Raw genomic sequence first — 17,261 nt, 5'->3', positions numbered from 1 at the left:
TCCGATGGCCGACCGCACCGGGCCCCGCGGCCTGACGGGGTGGGCGCGTGCCGGTCTGACGGTGGTGCTCTCGGCCGCCTTCGCGCTGACCGGCTGTTCCGGTAGCGCCGCCGCCCAGATCGACTACGTGGTCGACGGCCCGCTTTCCACCTACAACACCAACACCGTGGTCGGCGCCGCGTCCGCGGGGGCGCAAGCCTTCGCCCGCACGCTCACCGGCTTCGCCTATCACGGGCCCGACGGGCAGGTGGTTCCCGACCGCGACTTCGGCACCGTGTCGGTGGTCGGGGGTTCGCCGCTGGTGCTCGACTACCAGATCGCCGACGGCGCCGTCTACTCCGACGGAAAGCCCGTGACTTGCGACGACCTGGTGCTGACCTGGGCCGCTCAATCGGGCAGGTTCCCGGAGTTCGATGCGGCCAGCCAGGCCGGCTACGTCGACGTCGCCAACGTCGACTGCATACCGGGGCAGAAGAAGGCCCGGGTGTCCTTCGTCCCGGACCGCAGCGTCGTGGACTACTCGCAACTGTTCTCGGCGACCTCGCTGATGCCGTCGCACGTCATCGCCGACCGGCTCAACATCGACGTGACCGCGGCGCTGCTCAGCAGGAACGGGCAGCTCGTGGAGCAGATCGCCAAGCAGTGGAACACGATCTGGGACCTCAAGCCGGGGCTGGACCTCAAGCTGTTCCCGTCGTCGGGGCCATACAAGATCGAGTCGGTCCTCGACCACGGCGGGGTGGTGCTCGTCGCCAACGACCGGTGGTGGGGCCCCAAGGCGATCACCAAACGGATCACCGTGTGGCCGCTGGGACCGGACATCCAGGACCGGGTGAACAGCCGCAGCGTCGACGTCGTGGACATTGCGTCCGGTTCCGCGGGGGCGCTCGCCCCGCCGGACAACTACGACCGCAGCGAGTCGCCGTCGGACGGCGTCGAGCAGCTCATCTTCGCCCCGCAGGGGCCGTTGTCGCAGGCCAAGGCCCGCCGCGCGGTCGCGCTCTGCACCCCGCGCGACACCATCGCCCACGACGCGGGGGCGCCGATCGCGAACTCACGGCTGGCCCCGGCCGTCGACGACGCCCTGTCCGCCGGCGACGGGACGGGCGAGGCGGGCCAGTTCAGCAAGGCCGATCCGGCCGCCGCGCGGGATGCGCTCGGCGGGGCGCCGCTGGCGGCTCGGATCGGGTACCAGGGGCCCAACGCGCGGCTGGCGGTGATCGTCGGGGCGATCACCAAGTCGTGCGCCGCCGCGGGAATCGCGATCTCCAGCGTCACCGTCGATTCGCCCGCTGCGCTCAAGGAGGGAAAGATCGACATCTTGCTGGCGAGCACGGGTGGGGCGACCGGCAGCGGGTCGACCGGATCGTCGGCGATGGACGCCTACGACCTGCACAGCGGCAACGGCAACAACCTGTCCGGCTATTCGAACCCGCAGGTCGACAGCGCAATCAATGCGCTGGCGGTGTCGGCCGACCCGGCCGAGCGCGTCCGGCTGCTGGCCGAGGCGGCCCCGGTACTGTGGGGTGACATGCCGACGTTTCCCCTTTATCGCCAGCAGCGGACGCTGCTGTTGTCGAAGAAGATGTATGCCGTGAGCAAGAATCCGACCCGCTGGGGCTCGGGCTGGAACATGGACCGATGGGCGCTGGTGCAGTGACCGGTGCGGGGGTCCGGTCCGTGGGGGACCTGATCGATTCCCTGACCCGGGAGGTCGCCGACTTCCCCGAGCCAGGAATCCAGTTCAAGGACCTGACACCGGTGTTCGCCGATCGGGAGGCGATGACGGCGGTCACCCACGCGCTCGCCGACATCGCATCCGCGGCCGACCTGGTGGCCGGCATCGACTCGCGAGGGTCCCTGGCCGCGGCGGCCGTCGCCGGCCGGTTGGGCACCGGCGTGCTGGCCATCCGGAAGGCCGGGAAGCTGCCCCCGCCGGTGCACTCCGAGCGGTACGACCTGGAGTACGGCACCGACACGCTGGAAGTCCCCGTCCACGGCATCGACCTGCGCGGCCGCCGCGTGGTGATCATCGACGACGTGCTGGCCACCGGCGGCACGCTGGGCGCGGCCACCCGGCTGCTGGAGCGGGTCGGGGCCGACGTGACCGCGGCGGCGGTGGTCGTCGAGTTGACGGCGTTGGGTGGGCGCGAGGCCATCGCGCCGCTGCCGGTGTACAGCCTGAGCAGGGCCTAGCGATGGCCCGGTCGGCCGACGCCACCGACGCCGCGTTCGCGGCCGACGTGCTGCGAAAGCTGTTGGGCTACATCGCGTACTACAACGACGAGGAGGGGCGGCCGGAGCGGCCCGAGCAGCCGTTTCACCCGCGTCGCTACGCGAATCCGTCCTGAGCGGCCCCCGGGTTGCCGCGGAGCGCCCGGCGCCGCCGCGCTTTGGCGATATCCTGAACGTCGGAGGTGAGCACGTGGCGAACGACCAGGGCGCGGCGCAGGCTCTCGACGTGCCCGCTAAAGCGCCTGGGGCGCCGCCCCCCGGTGAGCCGGCCACGGCGCCGCTGCCGGTCGGCGAGGTTCCGGAGCAGCCCACCGAGACCCTGAAGACGTCGAGCAGCGCCTCGAGGCGGGTCCGCGCCCGGCTGGCGCGGCGGATGACGGCCCAGCGCAGCGCGCTCAACCCGGTGCTGGAGCCGCTGGTCGCCGTCCACCGCGAGATCTACCCCAAGGCCAACGTGCAGTTGCTGCAGCGGGCGTTCGAGGTCGCCGATCAGCGGCACGCCACCCAATTGCGGCACTCCGGCGATCCGTACATCACCCACCCCCTGGCCGTCGCCAACATCCTGGCCGAACTGGGCATGGACACCACCACGCTGGTGGCCGCGCTGCTGCACGACACCGTCGAGGACACCGGATACACGCTCGAGCAGCTGTCCGAGGAATTCGGCGACGAGGTGGCGCATCTTGTCGACGGCGTCACCAAGCTGGATCGCGTGGTGCTGGGGACCGCCGCCGAGGGCGAGACGATCCGCAAGATGATCACCGCCATGGCCCGCGATCCCCGGGTGCTGGTGATCAAGGTCGCCGACCGGCTGCACAACATGCGCACCATGCGCTTCCTGCCACCCGAAAAGCAGGCTCGCAAGGCCCGCGAGACGCTGGAAGTCATTGCGCCCCTTGCGCATCGGCTGGGGATGGCCAGCGTGAAGTGGGAGCTCGAGGACCTGTCGTTCGCGATCCTGCACCCCAAGAAGTACGACGAGATCGTCCGGCTGGTGGCCGGTCGCGCGCCGTCGCGGGACACTTACCTGGCCAAGGTGCGCGCCGAGATCACCAACACGCTGAACGCGTCCAAGATCAAGGCGACGGTCGAGGGGCGCCCGAAGCACTACTGGTCGATCTACCAGAAGATGATCGTCAAGGGCCGCGACTTCGACGACATCCACGACCTGGTCGGCATCCGCATCCTGTGCGACGAGATCCGGGACTGCTACGCCGCCGTCGGGGTGGTGCACTCGCTCTGGCAGCCGATGGCCGGGCGGTTCAAGGACTACATCGCCCAGCCCCGCTACGGCGTCTACCAGTCGCTGCACACCACGGTCGTCGGGCCGGAGGGCAAGCCGCTGGAGGTGCAGATCCGCACCCGCGACATGCACCGCACCGCCGAGTACGGCATCGCCGCGCACTGGCGGTACAAGGAGGCCAAGGGGCGCAACGGTCTTCCGCATCCCCACGCCGCCACCGAGATCGACGACATGGCGTGGATGCGGCAACTGCTCGACTGGCAGCGGGAGGCGGCCGACCCCGGTGAATTCCTGGAGTCGCTGCGTTACGACCTTGCGGTGCAAGAGATCTTCGTGTTCACCCCGAAGGGCGACGTCATCACCCTGCCGAACGGCTCGACTCCCGTGGATTTCGCCTACGCGGTGCACACCGAGGTCGGCCATCGCTGCATCGGCGCCCGGGTCAACGGCCGCCTAGTCGCCCTGGAGCGCAAGCTCGAAAACGGCGAAGTCGTCGAGGTTTTCACGTCCAAGGCGGCCAACGCGGGGCCGTCGCGCGACTGGCAGCAGTTCGTGGTGTCGCCGCGGGCCAAGACCAAGATCCGGCAATGGTTCGCCAAGGAGCGCCGTGAGGAGGCGCTGGAGGCCGGCAAGGAGGCGATGGCCCGGGAGGTGCGCCGGGGCGGGCTTCCGTTGCAGCGGTTGGTCAATGCCGAGTCGATGGGCGCGGTCGCCCGCGAGCTGCACTACACCGATGTCTCCGCGCTCTACACGGCGATCGGCGAGGGCCACGTCTCGGCCAAGCACGCGGTGCAGCGGCTGCTGGCCGAGCTCGGCGGCATCGACCAGGCCGAGGAGGAGCTCGCCGAGCGGTCCACGCCGACGACCATGCTGCGCCGCCCGCGCAGCAGCGACGATGTCGGGGTCTCCGTCCCGGGGGCGCCCGGCGTGCTGACCAAGCTGGCCAAGTGCTGCACCCCGGTGCCCGGCGACGCGATCATGGGGTTCGTCACCCGCGGCGGGGGAGTCAGCGTGCACCGCACGGACTGCACGAACGCGGCCTCGCTGCAACAGCAGTCCGAGCGGATCATCGAGGTGCTGTGGGCGCCCTCGCCGTCGTCGGTCTTCCTAGTCGCCATCCAGGTCGAGGCGCTCGACCGGCACCGGCTGCTGTCGGACGTGACGCGTGTGCTGGCCGACGAGAAGGTGAACATCCTCTCGGCGTCGGTCACGACCTCGGGCGACCGGGTCGCCGTGAGCCGCTTCACCTTCGAGATGGGCGACCCGAAACACCTCGGCCACCTGCTCAACGTGGTGCGCAACGTCGAGGGTGTTTTCGACGTCTACCGGGTGACGTCCGCGGCCTAGCGTTCGAGCGGCCTTCCGCGGTTGGCGCCGAAATTGCGGTGCGGGTCATGATTTCCCCGCGGACCACGACCGCTGTGGCCATCTCGGCGGCGAGTACCCGCCGCCCGTTCTAGCCGACCCGCACCGATTTGATCGTGACCGTCGACGCGGGCATGCCCGTCTGACGATCGCCAGCAACCCCGCCGCCGGCGATCTTGTCGAGGATGGCCAGCCCCGTCTCGTCGATCGAACCCAGGACGGTGGACGTGGGCTCCATCTCGGCGTCCTTGAACACCAGGTTGAACTGGCTGCCATTGGAGTTGGCGCCGACCGTGGCCAAGGTGATCGTGCCGCGGGGATACAGCACGGTCTGGCGGAGCGCCGGGTCGCCGGGGGCGTACTGGTTGGTCGGGTATTCGTCGGCGTATTCGTAGCCCGGGCCGCCGCTGCCTTCGGGGCCGGGTCCGCCGCACAGCAACATGCCCCCGTCCGGCTGGACGGTCAGCCGGCCGCACTCGGAGTTGTCGAAGAACTGCTGGCGGGCCAGGCTGGTGAAGCTGTTGACGGCGCACGGGGACTCGGAGTTGGCGAGGCGGATGCCGATGTCACCGAAGTTGGTGGACAACGTAGCCGGGATTTCGGCGGGATCGGTCGGCACCTTGCCCGCGGGCGGCGGGTTGACGGGCTTGCTGGCCGGCTCCGACGACGCCGGGTACTGACAATTGACGCCCGGGTCGGTCGGCGGCGCGAACGCCGGCAGGGGCGGCACGGTGGGGGCCGCCGCGGCGGTCGACCCGGCTCCCGCCCTGTTGGGCACCACCCCGCGGACCGGGGTGCTCGAGGCCGTACTGGATCCGGCGCCGTCGTCCCTGGTTACCAGGGCGATGACGAGCGCCACCACCGCGACCAGCGCCAGGACCGATGCCCCGACGACACCCAGCAGCAACCGCCGGGACTGCGCGGGCGGGCTCGGGGCCGGACGCGGCTCGGGTGGCCCGCCGGCCGGCGGCGGGGCGTAGGGCACGTGCCGAGTGGGTGGCTGGGGCGGTGGCGGCGGCGCCGCCCACGCCGGCGCGGGTGCGGGTGCGGGTGCGGGCGCCGCGCCGCTCAACGCCGCGCGCGCCGCTTCGGCGAACTCGATGGCCGATTGATAGCGCTGGTCGACGTCCTTGGCCATGCCGCGAGCGACCACCGCGTCGAGCGCACGCGGGATGCCCGGTGCGTCCGCGGAGGGCAGGGGCGGCGGCGTGTACAGGTGCGCGTTGAGCTGCTCTTCCAGACTGTCGCCGGTGAAGGGCCGCTTCCCGGTGAGGCATTCGTACAGCACGCAGGCCAGCGAGTAGATGTCGGCGCGGTGATCCGTTGTGCCCCTGAAGCGCTCGGGCGCCAGGTAGGCCACGGTGCCCATCGTGTGGCCGGTCTGCGTGAGCGCGGTGTCGGTCATCGTGCGCGCGAGGCCGAAGTCGATCAGGTAGACGAAGTTGCGGGCGGTGGTGACCAGGATGTTCTTCGGCTTGATGTCGCGGTGAATCAGGCCCGCCGCGTGGGCCGTATCGAGTGCGGCGGCGACCTGTTCGATCACCGCGACCGCCTGCTCGGGGCTGAGCCGACCCCCGCTTTCGGCGATGAACTCGCTCAGGTCGCGGCCCTCGATCAACCGCATGTCGACGTACAGCCGGCCGTCGAGCTCGCCGTAACCGTGGATGGGCACCACGTGCGGGTCGTTGAGGCCCGCCGCTATGCGGGCCTCCCGGCGGAACCGCCTCTGAAAATCCTCGTCTTCAGCCAGGTGGGGAGGGAGAACCTTGAGAGCGACGACCCGGTCGGTCGCGGGGTCGAACGCGCGGTACACGCGTCCCATGCCGCCGCGCCCGAGCAGCCCCTGTATCTGATAGCGGCCGAACGTTTCCGGATCGATGTTCACCAAAAGACCATAAGCGAATCACGGCCATGTAGAGGGGTAAGTCGCGCCGATCCGAAGGTCAGTCGAGCAGCAGCGATCTGATCGTGACGTCGATGGCCGGCGCCCCGTCCTCGCCGCCGCCGGCGACGCCCGCCTTGGCGATCTTGTCGAGGGTGGCCAGCCCGTCGGGCTGGATGGTGCCGAAGACCGTGTACTGGGGCGGCAGCTGAGAGTCCTTGTAGACCAAGAAGAACTGGCTGCCGTTGGTGCCCGGTCCGGCGTTGGCCATCGCCAGCGTGCCACGCGGATAGATGACCGGCTCCTGCGCCTTCGGGTCATTCGGCGGGTACTGATCCGTGGGGTACTCGTTGGCGAATTGGTATCCCGGCCCGCCGGTGCCGTCGCCCTTGGGATCACCGCACTGCAGCACCCCCAGGCCCTGCGAGGTGGTCAGCCGGTGGCACTTCGTGTTGTCGAAGTACTTCTGGCCGATGAGGCTCGCGAAACTGTTGACGGTGCAAGGCGATTCGTTGTTCGCCAGCATCAGCCCGATGTTGCCCTGGCTGGTGGCCATGCTCGCGCTCACCTGCGCGGGGTCGGTCGGCACCTTGCCGGAGCGGGGCGGCTTGACCTGTTTGACGGGCTGGTCCGACGAGGCGGGGTATTGGCAGTTGGCGCCCAGGTTGGCCGACGGCTTGAACGGCGGCAGCGGCGGAACCGCCCCCGGCTGGGTGGGCGGCGGCGTCGTCGACTCGGCGGTGCCGCTGGGCGTGGTCGACGTCGCGGCGGTGGTGCTTTTCTGCTCGTGCTTGGTGTTGACGATCGCGATCACCACCACGGCGATTACGGCCACGGCGGCGGTCGCGCCGGCGGCGATCACCATGATGCGGCGCCGCCGGGCCTGCCTCGCGCGGCGTTCCAGCTGACGTTCGAGCTTGCGCTTGGCGTTGGCGCGTCGCTGTTCGTTGGTCGGCACGGCCGGTACGCCTCCATGTTCGGTGAGTTGGGCCCCGAGTTCGCCAGCTCAGGCTAGTGCGGCAGCCGCGACCCGTGTCAAGCGGGCCCGCCGGAGGTGGGAAACTGGGAATCGTGTTGATCACCGGATTTCCCGCCGGCATGTTGCAGTGCAACTGCTACGTGCTGGCCGAGCGGCCCGGAGCGGACGCCATCATCGTCGATCCGGGACAGCGGGCGATGGGCCCGCTGCGGCGCATTCTCGACGAGAATCGGCTGACCCCGGCCGCGGTGTTGCTGACCCACGGGCACATCGACCACATGTGGTCCGCGCAGAAGGTGTCGGACACCTACGGGTGTCCCACCTACGTGCACCCCGAGGACCGGTTCATGTTGAAGGACCCGATCTACGGGCTGGGACCCCGGATGGCGCAGCTGGTGGCGGGGGCGTTCTTCCGCGAGCCCAAGCAGGTCGTCGAGCTCGACCGCGACGGGGACAAGCTCGACCTGGGCAACGTGAGCGTCAGCGTCGATCACACGCCCGGGCACACGCGCGGGTCGGTGGTATTCCGCCTCGCCCAGGCGGCCAAGTCCGGCGCCGACGTGGTGCTGACGGGTGACACGCTCTTCGAGCGCTCGGTGGGGCGCACCGACTTGCACGGCGGCAGCGGCCGCGACCTGCTCACCTCGATCGTCGGCAAGCTGCTGGTCCTCGACGACGACACCGTGGTGCTCCCCGGGCACGGCAACGCCACCACGATCGGTGCCGAGCGGCGGCTGAATCCCTTCCTGGAAGGGTTGAGCCCGTGACGGAGTTCGCTGCCCTTTCGGCGCCCAAGGGGGTGCCCGACTACGTGCCGCCCGACTCCGCGCAGTTCGTGGCGGTGCGCGACGGGCTGCTCGGCGCCGTGCGCCGAGCCGGGTACGGCCACATCGAGCTGCCCATCTTCGAGGACACCGCCCTGTTCGCGCGCGGCGTCGGCGAGTCGACCGACGTGGTCTCCAAGGAGATGTACACGTTCGCCGACCGTGGTGACCGCTCGGTGACGTTGCGGCCCGAGGGGACCGCCGGCGTCGTCCGCGCGGTGATCGAGCACGGCCTCGACCGCGGCGCGCTTCCGGTCAAACTCTGTTATGCCGGGCCGTTCTTCCGCTACGAGCGTCCCCAGGCCGGGCGCTACCGCCAGCTGCAGCAGGTCGGCGTCGAGGCGATCGGGGTCGACGACCCGGCGCTGGACGCCGAGGTGATCGCGGTCGCCGACGCCGGGTTCCGCTCGCTGGGGCTCGACGGGTTCCGGCTGGAAATCACCTCGCTGGGCGATGAAACGTGCCGGCCCCAATACCGGGAGTTGTTGCAGGACTTCCTCTTCCGGCTCGATCTGGACGCTGAGACCCGGCGGCGCGCCGAGATCAACCCGCTGCGGGTGCTCGACGACAAGCGCCCGGCCGTGCGGGCGATGACGGCCGACGCGCCGGTACTGCTGGACCACCTGTCCGACGTCGCCAAGCAGCACTTCGACACCGTGCTGGCGCACCTGGACGCCCTGGGCGTGCCGTACGTGCTCAACCCGCGCATGGTCCGCGGGCTGGACTACTACACCAAGACCACCTTCGAGTTCGTGCACGACGGGCTGGGCGCGCAGTCCGGCATCGGCGGCGGTGGGCGCTATGACGGCCTGATGCGCGAGCTGGGCGGACAGGACCTGTCCGGCATCGGTTTCGGGCTCGGCGTGGACCGCACCCTGCTGGCGCTGCGCGCCGAGGGCAAGACCGTGGGGGAGACGGCACGTTGCGACGTGTTCGGCGTGCCGCTGAGCGAGCCCGCCAAGCTGCGGCTGGCGGTGCTGGCCGCGCAGTTACGCGCCTCCGGCGCCCGCGTCGACCTGGCCTACGGCGATCGCGGGCTCAAGGGCGCGATGCGCGCGGCCGACCGCTCCGGGGCGCGCATCGCGCTGGTGCTCGGCGATCGCGACATCGAGGCGGGCACGGTCGGGGTGAAGGATCTCACGACGGGTGAGCAGGTGTCGGTGCCGACGGACGCCGTCGTCGCGGAGGTGCTTGCCCGGCTAGGCCGGTGAGGGGCCCGGTCCCGTCTTCCCGCCGATCGACGCGATGGTTCGCGCCGCGATCTCGCGCAGCGCCGCGGCGTCGGCATCGGAACGCGAGCGCAGGTTAAGGGCGTAGGTGAGCGAGACGAGCATGTCCGCCGCCGCGTCGAGGTCGGTGTCGGCGGGCAGCTGTTCCTGGCGGCGGGCGGTCTCGAGCGCGGCGCGCAGCGCGGCGCGCAGCTGCAGGTGGTGCCGATCGAGGAACTCGCGGATCTCCGGGTCCCGCACCTCGATGCCGGCATTGGCGTTGGCGACCATGCAACCCCAGCCGGCGAAGGGACTCTCGCAGCGAAGCCGGATCAGTGCGTCGAAGAAATCGGTGATCGCCGCCAGCCCGCGATCGCTGTCGGTGAGGTGACGAAACGCCGGCGTCGCCCAGGTGTCGATGTAGCGCCGTAACGCCGACACGTACAGACTCTGCTTGTTGCCGAAGGTGGCGTACAGACTCGAGCGGTTCAGGCCGGTCGCGGCAGTGATGTCCTGAATGCCCGTCGCCGCCATGCCATTTCGCCAGAAGAGCGCCACCACCGCGTCGAGAGCGGCGGTCACGTCGAAGTGCTTGACGTCGGGCATGTTCCTCAAACAACGTTCTCGATCGGGCTTCCACCCTAACACGCGTCCTGTTATCTTGAACTGATCGGTTCAAGATGGGTAGGAGGAGGGCTGGCATGGGTGACGAGACAGCGGGACTGATCGACGCGCACCGGAGTGCGGGGCACTTTGTCGACGTCGGGGGACTGCGGACGTTCGTGCGTGACGAGGGCAGCGGTTCGGTTCCCGTGGTTTGCCTGCACGGCGTGCCGGTGTCGAGCTTTCTGTGGCGCCGGTTGCTTCCCGAGCTCGCCGGGAGGGGCCTGCGCGGCCTGGCGCCGGACCTGCCCGGTCTCGGCTTATCCGGGCGCCCAGTGGATTTCGATTATTCCTGGACCGGCCTCGGCCGCCATCTCTCGGAAACGCTCGACGCGCTGGACGTCGAGCGTTTCCACCTGGTCGTGCACGATTTCGGGGGCCCGGTGGGTTTCGAGATCGCCGCCCGCGCACCGGAGCGGGTCGCCTCGCTGACCATCCTCAACACCGTGGTCGAGGCGCACACCTTTCGGCCGCCGCCGCCGATGAGGCCGTTCGCCTGGCCGGTCCTCGACCGCGTGTGGCTGGCCACCGGTCGCGGGCCGGTGTTTCGGCTGTTGATGCGCGCGACCGGCCTGTCGCCCGACTCGCCGACCACGGACGCCGAAATCATGGTCCACCAACGGCTTTTGCTGGGCCCCGACGGGGCGCGGGCCTTCCGCCGGATGATGCGCGGGCTCGAGACCACGCGGGCAAAGACGGAGCTCTATGCCGCCGTGGTGGCGAGCACCCGCTACCCCGTCCAGGTGGTGTGGGGTGTGGACGATCCGTTCCTCACGCTGAACAAGCACGGCCGGATCGCCGCTCGGATGGCCGGCCTCGATCGCCCCACGGCATTGCCCGGTCGGCACTTCTTTCCCGAAGACAGTTACCCGCAGCTGGCCGATCGCATCGTCGCGCTCACCGAACGCGCGGGGTCGCGCTGACGTGGCGGCGGCGCGCCGTCCGCGCCGTCGGGAGGGGGCTGGGCGGGGCGCGACGCGACGCATCACGCCCCGCTGGGATGAGGTTGCCCGAACCGTCGTGATACGCGGTAGCGTCATGGAACGCCCAGCGGTCGTATGGCGGGAGGCAGCCATGAAGCGCAGCATCGTCGGCGGCGTTGCCGCCCTGGTGACGGCCGCCGGGTTGATCGCCGCGGCGCCGCCGGCCAGCGCCGGCTGCCAGTACGGTGGAGCCTTCCTCAGCAAGTGCGACGGCCCCATTCAGCCCGACGGCACCTGGCAGCGGTGTGTGGCATTCACCCACCTGGTGCTCAGCGGTGCCAGCTCGTTCCTCATGCCCGAGCGGCGCTGCGATGTGATGGGACCCGACCAGCGCCCCCCGGACTTCTCCTTCTCCGACCCGCCGACGCACATCGACGGCTGAGCGGGCTTGACCACGCCATCGAACTGATGTTCGAATAGGGGGATGCGCTGGGCGAGCCAGGCCGTCGCGGTCAACGGGACGCCCGTCGAGGACGGGGCGCTACCCGGGCTGCAGCGGATCGGCCTCGTCCGCAGCGTGCCGGCGCCGCAGTTCGAGGGCATCACGTTTCACGAGGTGCTCTGCAAGTCCGCGCTGAACAAGGTGCCGAACGCCGCCGCGTTGCCGTTCCGGTACACGGTCAACGGCTACCGCGGCTGCTCGCACGCCTGCCGCTATTGCTTCGCCCGGCCCACCCACGAGTACCTGGACCTCGACTGCGGCACGGACTTCGACACCCAGGTGGTCGTCAAGACCAACGTCGTCGAGGTGCTGCGCCGGGAGTTGCGCCGGGCGTCGTGGCAGCGCGAGACCGTCGCGCTGGGCACCAACACCGACCCCTATCAGCGCGCCGAGGGCCGCTACGCGCTGATGCCCGGCATCATCGGCGCGCTGGCCCAGTCGGGTACGCCGCTGTCGATCCTCACCAAGGGCACATTGCTGCGCCGCGACCTGCCGCTGATCGCCGATGCGGCACAACAGGTTCCGCTGTCGGTTGCGGTGTCGCTGGCGGTCGGCGACCCCGAACTGCACCGCGACGTCGAGCCCGGCACCCCGACGCCACAGGCGCGCCTGGGCCTCATCACCGCGGTCCGCGACGCCGGCCTGGGATGCCATGTGATGGTCGCGCCGGTGCTGCCGCACCTCACCGACTCGGTCGAGCAGCTCGACCACCTGCTCGGCCAGATCAAGGCGGCCGGCGCCACCGGCGTCACCGTCTTCGGCCTGCACCTGCGCGGCTCCACCCGCGGGTGGTTCATGTCCTGGCTGGCGCGCTCGCATCCCGAGCTGGTCGGCCGCTACCGCGAGCTGTACCGGCGCGGCCCGTACCTGCCGCAGGGCTACCGCGACATGCTGCGGGACCGGGCGGCCCTGCTGATCGCCAAGCACCGGCTCGGCGGCGACCACCGCCCCTTTCCGCGGGCCGCCGCGGGCGCGGTCCAACCCCTCGAGCCGACGTTGTTCTGACTACTTCGGGTTGTCGCGGCGCGGCTTGGTCAGGGTGAACTCGTCCACCACGGTCACCGCGCCCAGCGGGCCGCTCGGGGCGTAGTGGGTCGCCTTGATCGAGGTGTTGCCGCCGGGCGCGCCGGGGTCGACGTCGAAGGACGCGAAGCCGTAGGCGTTGTCGCGGTCGCGGAACGCCGACCACGGCGCGTCCTCCAGCACGTAGATCGGGGCCTTGCGGCCGAGCCCCGGGTCGAACGCGCCGACGCCGGTCAGCACCCGGCACCGTGGCTGGGGAAACAAGAACCCGTTGGTCGGGGCGGACGTTCCGCCCCCGCCGATGACGAGGTGCACCGTGCCGCGGGTGGCGTCGATGAGGTCGGAGCGGGTGTCCACGGGGATCGGTGTCCGGGTGTCGGTCGGCAGCGTTCCGCGCAGCGGGTGTGACCGTTCGTAGTGGTGCTCGTGGCCGCACACCACCAGGTCCACTTGGTACTGGTCGAACAGCGGCAGCCATTGCTCGCGGATCCCCAGGTCCGCGCCGTTGGCTTTGTCGGCGGTGGAGATCGCCGTCTGATGCATGCAGACCACCACCCAGTCGATGCCCGGGTCACGACGCGCGGCGTCGAGTTCTCCCGCAAGCCAACGCTTTTGCTCCCCGCCCGAATAGCCGTGCACGTAGAAGTTCCCCCCGTCCTGGAACGCCACGTCGTCGTTGTTCAGGCTGATCACCCGGACGGAGCCGGCGGTGAACGAGTACCACAGCCCGCGGAACTCGGGCCCGGCGCCCGAATCGGGCACCGTGAAGTACGCCTGGTAGGCGCCGTAACCGATTGGCCCGTTGCCCAATTCGTTCTCGTGATTGCCCGCGGCCGGCATCCACGGGCGGAAGCGCGCCGACCGGGTGTTGTTCTCGAACCAGTTCGACCAGGTGCGCACCCGGTCGTGGGCGAGGTTCGCGTAGCACAGGTCGCCGTTGACCAGGTTGAACAGCGGGGCCAGGCGTTCGATCGCCAGCGTGGTGTCCGCCGCGGCGGGCGACCCGATGTTGTCCGTCCCGTAGCTGCCGTCGGGCAGCCGCTCCAGCGTGGGCGTGGACTGATCGCCGAAGCTGGTGAACCGCAGCGGTTTTCGCCCGGACGGGCCGGTGCGCACGGTCCCCGTTTCGGGGTCGGCGCCGTCGTGCACCGCGGCGTAGACGTAGTCGGTGTCGGGGGACAGGCCCGTCAGCCGCGCGTGGTAGACGCGGACTTCGACGTTCGACATGGCGTCCCGGTACGTGCGGGTCTCGGCGGGCACGGTGCGGCCGAATCCGGAGGCGGGCGTGCCGAGCATGACCCGCGGGTTGCGGACGGCGTCGACGGTGTGCCACGACACCACCACCTCCGTGGCGGCGTCCCTGCCGAATTGCAGGTGCAGCCCGGACACCGGCGGCGCGCCGGTGCGGTCCGGCTGGTACCAGACCCCGGCGTGCGGGTGCGACCACAGCACCGCCGCCCCGCCGCCGATGCCCGCCCCGAAAACGGCGGAGGCGGCGCTCGTCGTCAGCAGCCTGCGCCGGCTGATGCCCGCACCGTCACTCATAGTTGCTTCATACCCGAGCCACGTAACGAATCCGGTAGCGTTCGCGACATGAGGAACGTGCAGAAAGTGACCAGCGCGATCTCGAAAGCCGGATGTGCGACGTTTGCTGCAGCCCTCGCGATGGCGGTTACGCCTGCGACCTCGTTTGCCGATCCGGCCGGCCATCAGGTGACGTACACGATCACCGCCACCGGCAATCTGACCGGCAATGTGCGCTACATGAACACCGATCCGCCCAGCCAGGCCGCCTACGACGCTAACTCGTCGCAGTACATGAACTCCGTGCAGACGGCGTTCACCGCGGGACAGCCGCTGGTGTACAACGCGACGCTGGCCAACCCCAACCAGTGGGCGATCGTCACGGCCAGCGGCGGGTGCCATTGGCCGGACTGCGACTCGTCGAACACCCCGCAGATCCAGTGCCAGATCGCCGTCGACGGCCAGGTCGTGGTGACCCAGAGCGCGACCACCGGGGTGACCTGCTCCACGCGGCGCTGGTAGCCGGCGCGGCCGCCGCGCTCAGATCGCGAGGCGCCCCGAGAGGCGGCCGAGGCGCTCCAGTGTGGCGTCGTCGAGGCCGGTGATCTGCACCGACTTGCCCTTGCTGGCGTACTTCTGCCGGATCGAGTCCAGGCTCGCCACGCTCGATGCGTCCCAGATGTCGGCGTCGCTGAGGTCGATGACGACGCTGTTCGGGTCGTCCACGTAGTCGAACCGGTGCACCAGGTCGTTGCTCGACGCGAAGAACAGCTCGCCACGCACCCGGTAGGTCCGGATAGCGTGGTCGGCCTTGTGCGCGGGATGAACCGCATCAGCTTGGCGACGCCGATGGCGCCCAGCAGGATCTGGATGGCGCCTGCCAGGATGATGGTGGCGATGAGGTAGTCCAGCCCGTGCCGGCGCGCGACCGGGGCGACCACCAGAGCCACCGAAGCGGTGGCGGCCGAGATCATGGCCGGCCTGCCGCCGAAGACGGCGATGCTGACGGCCATCGTCACCGATGCGAACAACCCGACGCGCGGGTCGACCCCGGCGATGATCGAGAACGAGATCGCCTCCGGGATCAGCGCCAGCGCGACCACCAGGCCGGCCAGCGCTTCGGTGCGCAGCCGTGCGGGGGTGGGCAGGCGGGCGGGTCTGCTCAGGCTGATGCTCACCGCGGGTCTCCTTCGGTGCGGGGGTCGGCGCGGGGCGCCGCCGAGTCAGTGCGTGCCGAGCGTCGGGCCGTGCCCGAGGAATTCGAGGATGGCGGCGCGCCGGCGCTGGAACGGCTCGCCGAATTGGGCCTCGGGCGACCGCGGCCGGTCGATGGTGATGACGTCGGCCACGGTGGCGGGCCGGTGGCTCAGCAGCACGACGCGGTCGGCCAGCAGCAGCGCTTCGTCGACGTCGTGGGTGACGAACAGGATCGTCATCTTCTGCGCCTCCCACACCGATACCAGCAGCTTCTGCATGTCGAGGCGGGTTTGGGCGTCCAGCGCCCCGAATGGCTCGTCCATCAGCATCACCCGCGGCTCGCACGCCAGGGTGCGGGCGAGCTGCACCCGCTGCCGCATGCCGCCGGAGAGGTGCCCCGGCAGGTGGTCGAGGTAGTCGCCCAGGCCCACCTGCTCGAGCCGGGCCGCGGCCTGGCGCCTGAGTTCCTTGCCGCGCAGGCCGCGCAGCTTCAGCGGGTACTGGACGTTCTTGCGCGCGGTGCGCCACGGGAAGAGCGCGTCCTCCTGAAAGACCATGGCGCAGTGGGCGTCGTTGCCGGTGACGGCCGCGCCGTCGACGGTGGCGGTGCCGCCCATGGGCTGCAGGAGACCGGCCAGGGCGCGCAGGATGGTCGACTTCCCGCAACCCGACGGGCCCAGGAAGACCACGATCTCGCCGGGCTCGACGGTCAGGGAAACCTGGGCGGCGGTGACGCCGTTGAACCCGAGCCGCAGGTTGTCGAGGGTGACCGCGGCGCCGATGCTCATCGCCCGGTCCTGGGCAGCCAGCGGTTGACGCGGCGTCCGAGGCGCTCGACGAGCCACGCGGTGGCCAGGCCCAGGGCGCCGATCGAAATCATCCCGACGACCACCCCGGGGTAGTCGAGCAGGCCGTACGACTGCCACGTGTAGTAGCCGATGCCGAACTGCCCGGAGATCATTTCGGCGCTGACCACGCAGATCCACGCGACGCCCATCGCGACCGAGAGGCCGGCGAAGATGCCCGGCAGCGCGCCCGGCAGGACGACATGCCAGAGCACCGACAACCGGCCCGCACCCATCGTCCGGGCGGCGTCCTCCCACACCTTCGGGAGCGAGTCCATCGCATGGATGGTGCTGACCAGCACGGGGAAGATGGCGGCGAAGAAGGTGATGAACACGATGCCCTGCTCACTCGACGGGAACAGCAGGATCGTCAGCGGAACCAGGGCGATCGCGGGGATGGGCCGGACGATCTCGACGAAGGGCCGCAGCGTCATTCGCGCGATCGACGATCGCCCGATCAGGACGCCAAGGGCGATGCCGGCGACCGCCGCGAGCCCGAAGCCGAACAGGATGCGCTGCAGGCTGGCGAGCAGGTCGTCGTAGTAGCCGCCCGACGTCACCCGGGCGAGCAGGGCGTGCAGCACGCCGGCCGGCGTCGGCATGCGGTTGAACCTCAGCCACGCCACCACGTTGTGGTCGGTCAGCACCTGCCACAACGCGACGAACACCGCGACGGGCACCAGTGGCAGGACGATCGCCGCGGCGCGGTGGCGGGCGGACGCCGACGCCAGCGGCCCCCGGGGGTGCCGCCGCCGCGAGTCCGTGGTGGCGGCGGGGCGGCTGGGCCGGACTCTCAGGTTGCCCAGGGTGAGGGTATTGGTCATCGAGTTTCCTTTGTTAGGCGGGGA

General features: G+C 70.3%; 17 protein-coding genes and 1 pseudogene. 10 read left to right on the top strand and 8 right to left on the bottom strand.

Annotated features, from left to right (window positions below):
* Positions 1-4 precede the first annotated feature (4 nt).
* The 4 genes from SKC42_RS14065 (at position 5) to SKC42_RS14050 (ending at position 4,825) form a co-directional block, all read left to right on the top strand.
* Positions 5-1,660 (top strand): ABC transporter substrate-binding protein, encoded by a 1,656-nt coding sequence (locus tag SKC42_RS14065; protein WP_330964912.1) that lies wholly within the window; start codon positions 5-7, stop codon positions 1,658-1,660.
* Positions 1,642-2,196: an adenine phosphoribosyltransferase gene (locus tag SKC42_RS14060; protein ID WP_330964911.1), complete on the top strand. Its 555-nt coding sequence runs from the start codon at positions 1,642-1,644 to the stop codon at positions 2,194-2,196. Before SKC42_RS14065 ends, SKC42_RS14060 begins: the two co-directional genes overlap by 19 nt.
* Before the next feature lie 2 nt (positions 2,197-2,198).
* Entirely contained in the window at positions 2,199-2,351 is a 153-nt protein-coding gene (locus SKC42_RS14055; protein WP_330964910.1) for a hypothetical protein, read from the top strand.
* A 74-nt stretch (positions 2,352-2,425) separates the two neighbouring features.
* Positions 2,426-4,825, top strand: a complete 2,400-nt coding sequence (locus SKC42_RS14050; protein ID WP_442932136.1) for a RelA/SpoT family protein — start codon at positions 2,426-2,428, stop codon at positions 4,823-4,825.
* Positions 4,826-4,934: 109 nt separating this feature from the next.
* Here the strand turns inward: SKC42_RS14050 and SKC42_RS14045 are convergent, their stop codons facing one another.
* Positions 4,935-6,728: a protein kinase domain-containing protein gene (locus SKC42_RS14045; protein ID WP_330964909.1), complete on the bottom strand. Its 1,794-nt coding sequence runs from the start codon at positions 6,726-6,728 to the stop codon at positions 4,935-4,937.
* 58 nt (positions 6,729-6,786) lie between these two features.
* Positions 6,787-7,683 (bottom strand): peptidylprolyl isomerase, encoded by an 897-nt coding sequence (locus SKC42_RS14040; RefSeq protein WP_330964908.1) that lies wholly within the window; start codon positions 7,681-7,683, stop codon positions 6,787-6,789.
* A 113-nt stretch (positions 7,684-7,796) separates the two neighbouring features.
* Between SKC42_RS14040 and SKC42_RS14035 the strand changes: the two genes are divergently transcribed.
* Together SKC42_RS14035 and hisS are read left to right on the top strand one after the other, a co-directional pair.
* Positions 7,797-8,471 (top strand): MBL fold metallo-hydrolase, encoded by a 675-nt coding sequence (locus SKC42_RS14035; protein ID WP_330964907.1) that lies wholly within the window; start codon positions 7,797-7,799, stop codon positions 8,469-8,471.
* On the top strand, positions 8,468-9,739 hold the full coding sequence (gene hisS, locus SKC42_RS14030; RefSeq protein ID WP_330964906.1) for a histidine--tRNA ligase: 1,272 nt from the start codon (positions 8,468-8,470) through the stop codon (positions 9,737-9,739). The genes SKC42_RS14035 and hisS overlap by 4 nt, the downstream gene beginning before the upstream one ends.
* On the opposite strand, the gene SKC42_RS14025 is transcribed toward hisS, so the two are convergent.
* Positions 9,728-10,342 carry a TetR/AcrR family transcriptional regulator gene (locus tag SKC42_RS14025; RefSeq protein ID WP_330964905.1) on the bottom strand — a complete coding sequence of 205 codons (615 nt, stop codon included), beginning with the start codon at positions 10,340-10,342 and terminating at the stop codon, positions 9,728-9,730. The two genes, hisS and SKC42_RS14025, sit on opposite strands and share 12 nt — an antisense overlap.
* Positions 10,343-10,437: 95 nt before the next feature.
* Between SKC42_RS14025 and SKC42_RS14020 the strand changes: the two genes are divergently transcribed.
* The 3 genes from SKC42_RS14020 to SKC42_RS14010 all read left to right on the top strand — a co-directional run bounded on the left by SKC42_RS14020 (position 10,438) and on the right by SKC42_RS14010 (position 12,829).
* Entirely contained in the window at positions 10,438-11,322 is an 885-nt protein-coding gene (locus tag SKC42_RS14020; RefSeq protein ID WP_330964904.1) for an alpha/beta fold hydrolase, read from the top strand.
* Positions 11,323-11,473: 151 nt separating this feature from the next.
* Positions 11,474-11,764 (top strand): CDGP domain-containing protein, encoded by a 291-nt coding sequence (locus tag SKC42_RS14015; RefSeq protein ID WP_330964903.1) that lies wholly within the window; start codon positions 11,474-11,476, stop codon positions 11,762-11,764.
* A gap of 42 nt (positions 11,765-11,806) precedes the next feature.
* Positions 11,807-12,829, top strand: a complete 1,023-nt coding sequence (locus SKC42_RS14010; RefSeq protein WP_330964902.1) for an Rv2578c family radical SAM protein — start codon at positions 11,807-11,809, stop codon at positions 12,827-12,829.
* Here SKC42_RS14010 and SKC42_RS14005 read toward each other — a convergent pair whose 3' ends face one another.
* A complete protein-coding gene (locus SKC42_RS14005; protein ID WP_330964901.1) occupies positions 12,830-14,392 on the bottom strand; it encodes a purple acid phosphatase family protein in 1,563 nt (520 codons plus the stop codon). It lies immediately after the preceding gene.
* A gap of 48 nt (positions 14,393-14,440) precedes the next feature.
* Between SKC42_RS14005 and SKC42_RS14000 the strand changes: the two genes are divergently transcribed.
* Positions 14,441-14,893 (top strand): hypothetical protein, encoded by a 453-nt coding sequence (locus SKC42_RS14000; RefSeq protein WP_330964900.1) that lies wholly within the window; start codon positions 14,441-14,443, stop codon positions 14,891-14,893.
* Between the two features lie 18 nt (positions 14,894-14,911).
* Here SKC42_RS14000 and SKC42_RS27735 read toward each other — a convergent pair whose 3' ends face one another.
* The 4 genes and pseudogenes from SKC42_RS27735 to SKC42_RS13985 all read right to left on the bottom strand — a co-directional run bounded on the left by SKC42_RS27735 (position 14,912) and on the right by SKC42_RS13985 (position 17,237).
* Positions 14,912-15,169, bottom strand: coding sequence for an STAS domain-containing protein (locus SKC42_RS27735; protein WP_442932144.1), 258 nt, complete (start codon positions 15,167-15,169; stop codon positions 14,912-14,914).
* 14 nt (positions 15,170-15,183) lie between these two features.
* A pseudogene (locus SKC42_RS27730) lies at positions 15,184-15,549 on the bottom strand (SulP family inorganic anion transporter); the annotation flags it as partial.
* A gap of 45 nt (positions 15,550-15,594) precedes the next feature.
* Positions 15,595-16,356 (bottom strand): ABC transporter ATP-binding protein, encoded by a 762-nt coding sequence (locus tag SKC42_RS13990; protein ID WP_330964899.1) that lies wholly within the window; start codon positions 16,354-16,356, stop codon positions 15,595-15,597.
* Positions 16,353-17,237 (bottom strand): ABC transporter permease, encoded by an 885-nt coding sequence (locus tag SKC42_RS13985; RefSeq protein WP_330964898.1) that lies wholly within the window; start codon positions 17,235-17,237, stop codon positions 16,353-16,355. Before SKC42_RS13985 ends, SKC42_RS13990 begins: the two co-directional genes overlap by 4 nt.
* Positions 17,238-17,261: the final 24 nt, after the last annotated feature.

It is taken from the genome of Mycobacterium sp. 050134, assembly GCF_036409085.1.
GTDB lineage: Bacteria > Actinomycetota > Actinomycetes > Mycobacteriales > Mycobacteriaceae > Mycobacterium.
Note: the sequence above shows the minus strand (reverse complement) of the source record. Positions and strands in the feature narration are given on the sequence as shown.